Genomic DNA, 2,120 nt, shown 5'->3' on the forward strand with positions numbered 1-2,120 from the left:
AAACCATTATGCAGGACCGCAGCCTAAAGGGCCGCAAGTGGCATGATTTTGCCATTTTGTACCGCACCAACGCCCAATCCCGCTCAATGGAGGAGGCTTTGCGCAAGTTGGGTATCCCCTATAAAATATACGGGGGCTTGTCGTTTTACCAGCGCAAGGAGATCAAGGATCTGATAGCCTATTTCAGGCTTACCTTTAACCCTAATGATGAGGAAGCATTAAAGCGTGTTATTAATTACCCAAAACGGGGAATTGGTGATACCTCTGTTGATAAGATCATTGTTAGTGCCGATCAGCACCAGATCACTCCCTGGGAGGTAATTGTAGAGCCAACAAAATATCTGGAAGGTAAAATATCAGGCGCGGTAAGCACTTTTGCTACCATGATACAAAGCTTCCAGGTGCTGGCCAAAACAAAATCGGCCTATGAATCGGCCTTGTATATAGCACAACATTCTGGTTTGCTGAAAGACCTATATGAAGATAAATCGGTAGAAGGCTTAAATCGTTATGAGAACATTCAGGAGCTGCTGAACGGTATCAAGGAATTTTCAGAGCGGGAAGATATTGAAGAAAAGGGCCTGGATATTTTCATGCAGGATGTCGCCCTGCTTACTAATGATGATAAGGATAAAGATAAGGATGCCGATACCGTATCGTTAATGACCATACACTCCAGTAAAGGCCTGGAGTTTCCGCAGGTATACGTGGTGGGGCTTGAAGAGAACCTGTTCCCCTCACAAATGTCGCTTAACTCGCGCAGTGACCTGGAAGAGGAACGCCGCCTCTTTTACGTGGCCGTAACCCGTGCCGAAAGCAAGCTTACCATTAGCTATGCCACCTCAAGGTTTAAGTTTGGCACGCTCATTAGTTGCGAGCCAAGTCGTTTTCTGGATGAGATTGATGCCAAATACCTGGAGCTTGACTACAGCGCTAAACCGGCGGCGGGCAATAACCCGTTTTTTGAGGACGAGCGCAAAGCCTGGAGCAGTGGCAAACAAGCCGATGCTTTTTCAAAGCCCAAGCCTGCTACATCGGCACCGGTAAAAACCACCTCGATACTGGCTAAGGCCCACGTACCATCGGCTAACTTTAAACCATCAGATACCTCCAACCTGCAGGTTGGCATGGAAGTGGAGCACGAACGTTTTGGCTTTGGCAAGGTATTAACGCTTGAAGGTAACAAGCCAGACATTAAAGCAACCATATTTTTTAAAGAAATAGGGCAAAAGCAGCTACTGCTAAAATTCGCGAAGTTGTATATAATCAGCAACATAAACTAAGGGTTAATCCCACTTTCGTGTATTTTTTTCCCCATATTTCACACTTTCTCGCTAAATTACGCAATAAAAGAGCGTTTTTTAGCGAGGTTTAATGATGGCATACCGTTTGGGTGTGTTTCCTTACTTAATTAAGAGGAAACACATTATGAGCGACAACAATAAAAAGCAAACCAATAAATCTGTTGGAAAAAACATCAGGACCTTACGCCACAAACGCGGATGGAGCCAGGAAGATGTTGCAAACCGTTTAGGTATCTCTATCCCCGCTTTTTCAAAAATTGAAACCGGAGTAACCGATATCAATTTATCAAGACTGGAACAAATTGCCAACATCTTTGAAATAAATGTAGCTCAGATATTAGTGATCGATTCTGAAGAGATTGACCTTACCCCATCAAACCTTAGTATAGCTCAGAAAAAGCTCCTTGACCGCGAATCGGAAATTGCAAACTTGCAACGCAAAGTCATTTTACTTTATGAAGAATTGCGCAATAAAAGCATTTTAGCATTATAATGTTAAAAATGTGTTCTGTAAACCTTACAGTTTGCATTTTTTGCATACACAATTACACAGACTCTAATTTTCGGTATTGCCCCTTTAATTAAATATTAATTAACAATATTCAATTAAAAGAAATTTAAATCGTATAACTATAATAAGTAAATCGATTTTCAAATTATATAGGCGATAATTGAAAATTGGAGTAAAAATTGTGGCATATACATTTTATAATAAATGTATATGTCAAATTATCTCATATCTATTTCAAAAAACCAGGCTTTGAAAGATGGTACCATCCATGACCCTAAGAGCAAACTTAAGGTTAAGGCATTTGA

The 2,120-nt window shown here is 41.0% G+C and carries 2 protein-coding genes; both read left to right on the forward strand.

Features of this window, described 5'->3' with window-relative positions:
* A partial coding sequence (locus AAGC65_RS11835; RefSeq protein WP_343112660.1) for a 3'-5' exonuclease occupies window positions 1–1,283 on the forward strand: 1,283 nt, incomplete at its 5' end.
* 145 nt (window positions 1,284–1,428) lie between these two features.
* Window positions 1,429–1,797: a helix-turn-helix transcriptional regulator gene (locus tag AAGC65_RS11840; RefSeq protein WP_343112661.1), complete on the forward strand. Its 369-nt coding sequence runs from the start codon at window positions 1,429–1,431 to the stop codon at window positions 1,795–1,797.
* The last annotated feature ends 323 nt before the right edge of the window (window positions 1,798–2,120 follow it).

Origin of the sequence: Mucilaginibacter sp., from assembly GCF_039207105.1 — a bacterium.
Classification (GTDB): Bacteria; Bacteroidota; Bacteroidia; order Sphingobacteriales; family Sphingobacteriaceae; genus Mucilaginibacter.